The sequence below is a fragment of the Vibrio xiamenensis genome (assembly GCF_900100015.1).
In the GTDB taxonomy this organism is placed as follows: domain Bacteria; phylum Pseudomonadota; class Gammaproteobacteria; order Enterobacterales; family Vibrionaceae; genus Vibrio; species Vibrio xiamenensis.
Genome location: NZ_FNDD01000065.1, coordinates 1 through 4840, shown reverse-complemented (window position 1 = coordinate 4840; position 4840 = coordinate 1). Strand labels below are relative to the sequence as shown.

The window sequence follows — 4840 nt, the reverse complement described above, 5'->3', positions numbered from 1 at the left end:
AAAAGCCGAAGAATGGGGATAGGGAAGTTTGTAACCGCATTCAGATATCAATGTATAGTCTTGATCTAATTTCTGCCATTTACAGAGCTGCACTCTATGTGTTCGGGACAAAACTCATACAGTTTCTATTAAATGGGGAACGGCTCAAATACAATGAACTAAGGATATTTGAGCACCATTTTTCGGTGATATGAGGAGAGGGCATTCTGGCCTGTGTCACCTGTCATGCTATGAGGTGTATCTTAACACCTCTAATCAGGTGGCCAAATTCACTATGCCATTACACATTCCTTTTGGGGCTGTGGTTCCTATTACATCAACGAGTTTGATTTTCCCGCTCTCCCCCTATTTATGCGGATGCTATCCAACAAGTAAGTCTTAGCAACACCCTTTGAAATTTGCTTGTTATGACTCACTACAAAATGGTAATCATTGACAATTAACCACATAGTTGTGTATACAACTATTATTGAAAGACACAATTGAGATAAGAGTGAAGAACTACAGCCATCAACAGTCACTTGGCCATTTAACGGGCTTAGCTAGTCGACTTTTTAATCGACTACTAACGTTACGCTTTAAAGATGTGGGCATCGATATGACCGCAGAACAGTGGGGCGTCATTCTGGTTTTGAAAAACAGTGAGCCGATGACTCAAAGTCAGATCTGTGAATTATTGTATTTGGAGAAATCCAGCGTGAGTCGTTCAATCGATGGTTTAGAAAAACGTGGCTGGATTGAGCGCCAACGTTCTCCCCATGATAGTCGTAGCAAAATTGTCATGCTGACAGAAAAGTCCCTAGGCGTTGTTGAACAGTGTGAAGAAATTGCTGCGAGTGTTTTACAGGACGCTCAGCAGGGCATTGACGATGCTGAGCTGCAAGCAAGTAAACAAAATTTGTCGCAAGTGATTACTAGTTTAAGACAGCTGAATCGATAACAGCCTTAATTAAGTAATGTGAGGCAGCCACTTAGACTAGACGCTGCCACAATTTGACCTCCAAAAAATCATAAGGAAGTAACATGACTAAACGTAATGCACTAGTTACTGGTGGTGCGCGTGGTATTGGCGCAGCAACTTCAAAAGCTCTAGCTGAAGACGGTTACCGTGTCTTTATTAACTACGTAAACAGCTCAACAGTAGCAGAGCAACTAGCAGAAGAGATCCGCAGTAAAGGTGGCGAAGCTTTCGCGGTTCAGGCGGATGTACGTGATGATGCACAACTTGAAGCGATGTTTGCACAAGTGGACGGGCACGGTGGTGTTGATGTTTTGGTCTCTAATGCCAACATGAACTTTACCGCTAAACCATTTATCGAACAGAGCTGGAATGAATTTGCACAAAAATTGAATGATGAAATGCACGCAGCATATCAGACAGCTCAGCTAGCAGCGCAACGCATGAAAGAAAAGCAATTTGGTCGCCTGGTTTTTATTTCCAGCACATTGTCAGAAGCACCTGCACTAAACTTTATTGCGCATGGTACTGCTAAAGGTGCGCTAGATAGCTTTAATAAATATCTGGCTCAAGAGCTTGGTCCACTGGGCATCACATCTAACATTGTGGCTCCAGGCCTGGTTGAAACGGACGCAACGAAAGATGCACCAGCAGAATTCAAAGAGATGATCCGATCGTTTACGCCAACTCAACGCGTAGCAACGCCTGAAGATGTAGCAAACACCGTACGTTACCTGGCGAGTGAAGCAAGTTCTCATATCACTGGTACATACAACCCTGTATGCGGGGGGGCGTTTATTCAGTAATCTGAAGCGTAAATTTCGACTTCAATTCAACCATCTAGAATAGTCAAAGAGCCTGTATAGTTGTTTACGCACAGTCACTATGTTTGGCTCTTTACTTTATAGTTGGCTATGACAAGGGGACCTGGACGCTAGAGTGAATCACGAATAAGTATTAGGAATCGTGAGTTTTCACAGGGAGACATTTAGGGTTAAAGTGCCCCTACTGATTTACCGCCATAGCCCAAATTAAGGCTATTTATTTTATTCATATCTTGATCTAGAAGGCTGAACCCCCACATCTTGGAGTTCTCTTCGATACGCGTTTGTTTGACAAATTTTTGTATCACATTAGCACATACGCTGTATGTTCCAACGTAAAATAGCCTTTGTGACCGCTTTAATGGGCGCATAGAAGTTGGATACGAAAATCACTTGCAGTTTGCCTTCTTGGTAGGCATCTTCCTTCGCATACCAAGCTCTAAAATAATTCCCAATCGCTTGGTGTAGCAGATACAGATCGAAAGATTAAAGTATTAAGGTTGGATATTGAGTAAAATTAATTTTCTATACGTGAAGTTATTCGAGATTTACTAATTTAAGCAGGAACTGGAAGCGTCTTTGTCGATCTTCGAGTCAGCTTGATCTGAGCAGACTCATTTATGCCCCAAAGCTTGCTAGCGGCCAACTGCCATTTATCCTCACACCAATCCCCACTCAAACCCGCAACTTTACTCCCTGATCAGAATCGCACTGGCAACCACCTCAAACAGGTGATCTGCCCGCGGAGCATGAGCGGGTTGATCTCTCAACCACGCCAGCGCAGCAATTAGATCAAACAGTTCATCACCACTCAGGTCCCGGCTGGCTTTTCCTTCTGTCTGCGCTCTGGCCAGAAGTTGGGCACCGGCACGGCGCAAGCCATCGCAGGAGACGTGCAGAGCTGAGTCGCGGTCTTCAATCGCGCTCATCATCACCGACAGAATGCCGCGGTGACGGTAAGTAAAGCCGATCACTTCCTGCACCCAGGAGACCAGTGCCTGGTTAGGTGAATCTGCCGTTTTCAACTGTTCTGCTTGTTGCGCTAGTGCGTCAAAGCTTTCTCTGACCAGGGGCTCGAGTAAGGCTTCACGCGATGGAAAATGGCGGTAGAGCGTCCCCATACCAACCCCCGCACGGCGAGCTACCTCGCGCAATGAGGCGTCTGCCCCCTGCTCCAGAAACACTTCCCGGGCGACAGCCTTGATGCTGTCGTAATTCTTTTTTGCGTCGGCTCGCATAAAACCTCTTGACAAGTGGAGCACCGCTCCGTTTAAAATGAACACTGTTCCACTTATTCTAAACCAACATCAGGTCAGGGGAAAGATATGACTGTAAAAACAATGAAAGCTGTACAACAACACACCTTCGGTGGCCCTCAGGTATTGAGCTATGAAGACAGTCCAATGCCTGCGCTGAAGCCGGGCGAACTGCTGGTCCGCGTGAAGGCGGCAAGCCTGAATCCACCGGACTGGTATCTGCGAGAAGGATATAAATCTCTGCCACCAGAATGGCGGCCCGAGGTGGATTTTCCGCTGATTCTAGGCTCGGACGTATCTGGCGTGGTGGAATCCGTTGCTGATGATGTCAGCGACTTCCGCGCTGGAGATGAGGTGTACTCGATGGTGCGCTTTCCGGAAGGTATGGCCGGCGGTAGCCGTGCTCACGCCCAATACGTTACTGTGCCAGCCACGCAAGCTGCGATAAAACCTGCTGGCATTGATCATGACCACGCCGCCGCAGCGCCGATGTCTTTGCTGACGGCTTGGCAGTTTCTGGTCTCTCTGGGGCATGAGGAGTCTAATCCGTTTCAGGAACAACCCCATAAGCCGGTAGCTCTTGCGGGCAAAACGGTGCTGGTCAACGGCGCGGCCGGAGGTGTCGGTCACTTTATGTTGCAGGTTGCCAAATTCAAAGGCGCGAAGGTTATTGCGGTGGCGTCGGGAAGACACGAAAACCTGCTGCGTGAACTGGGAGCGGATGAATTGATTGATTACACACAGACAGCGGTGGAAGAGCAGGTGCGTGATGTGGATCTTGTCGTCGATTGTGTTGGTGGTGCTAATACCGGTCGCTTTCTCAACACACTGAAACCCGGTGGCGCGCTCTTCATAGTGAATCCATTGGGCTTTACTGGCTGGGAAGAAGCTGAGCAGGCGGGCTTTATCGTTTCTTCTGCCCAGGTACGCTCAAATGGTGCGCAACTGGCAGAGCTGGCAACTCTGTTGGATGAAGGGCATATCCGCGCTGCGATCGACAGCGTTTATCCGATGGAATGCGCAGGTGCTGCGTACGAACGGGCGGAAGAAGGCCATATCAGCGGAAAAATTGTGCTGACGGTGTGATCGCTATGACGAGTATTAAAAACGCCATTGAGGCTTTGTTGAACAATCGCGAGTTGAGCGTTACGCAAGCGGCTGACCGCTATTTTTCTGCGCATTTTCGCCAGCGCATTAATGGCATCTGGCTCGATCGACCGGCATTTCTGGCTGGCATTAGTGAACTGCGGCTGATAACGGATAAAGTCACCGTTACCGTGTTGGATGAATTTAAAAACGGAGCGTACTACGCTGAGCGTCATACGATTGATTTTGTTAAGCACGACGGTGAACGGATGCACCAGGAAGTTTACTTATTCGCTCAAACCGATGCTGACGGCCGCTTCGTAACCATTGAAGAGGCGACGCTGCAAATCGATTAATCAAAAACGGAATTTATGGAAGCTAACAAGATAGAATTGTTAGCCAAAACAGGGAATGGATTCCCGACCAAAACCTGCTCATCCTCTTAGCCTGAAAATTCACAGCCGTAATAGGGTGCATATCACCAAGTAGAGTTAAAAATCTAACACGTTTCTGTCCAAATTTGGTTTATAGAGTGTTATCTGGTTAAAGTGTATGGGTCGAGAATAACGTATTTATTGGGGTTGCCGTGTATTTCAATAATACTAAAGGTTAATTAGATGTCTTGACATGGTGGGGGTCGGTGATTCGAGTTCACTCGGACGCACCATTCTTGCTTGAATGATTATTCAGTTGAACACAAAATTTGGGTCCGTAGC

The 4840-nt window shown here is 47.2% G+C and carries 5 protein-coding genes; 4 read left to right on the top strand and 1 reads right to left on the bottom strand.

Annotated elements, in window-relative coordinates; translation table 11 throughout:
• Positions 1-493: 493 nt before the first annotated feature.
• Positions 494-940, top strand: a complete 447-nt coding sequence (locus tag BLS03_RS25050) for a MarR family winged helix-turn-helix transcriptional regulator (RefSeq protein WP_093279562.1) — start codon at positions 494-496, stop codon at positions 938-940.
• An 83-nt stretch (positions 941-1023) separates the two neighbouring features.
• Positions 1024-1764: an SDR family NAD(P)-dependent oxidoreductase gene (locus BLS03_RS25045; RefSeq protein ID WP_093279561.1), complete on the top strand. Its 741-nt coding sequence runs from the start codon at positions 1024-1026 to the stop codon at positions 1762-1764.
• Positions 1765-2471: 707 nt separating this feature from the next.
• Here BLS03_RS25045 and BLS03_RS25035 read toward each other — a convergent pair.
• Positions 2472-3020, bottom strand: a complete 549-nt coding sequence (locus BLS03_RS25035; protein WP_093279559.1) for a TetR/AcrR family transcriptional regulator — start codon at positions 3018-3020, stop codon at positions 2472-2474.
• Positions 3021-3107: 87 nt separating this feature from the next.
• Between BLS03_RS25035 and BLS03_RS25030 the strand changes: the two genes are divergently transcribed.
• Together BLS03_RS25030 and BLS03_RS25025 are read left to right on the top strand one after the other, a co-directional pair.
• Positions 3108-4124 (top strand): NADP-dependent oxidoreductase, encoded by a 1017-nt coding sequence (locus tag BLS03_RS25030; protein WP_093279558.1) that lies wholly within the window; start codon positions 3108-3110, stop codon positions 4122-4124.
• 5 nt (positions 4125-4129) lie between these two features.
• Positions 4130-4480 carry a nuclear transport factor 2 family protein gene (locus BLS03_RS25025; protein ID WP_176765700.1) on the top strand — a complete coding sequence of 117 codons (351 nt, stop codon included), beginning with the start codon at positions 4130-4132 and terminating at the stop codon, positions 4478-4480.
• The last annotated feature ends 360 nt before the right edge of the window (positions 4481-4840 follow it).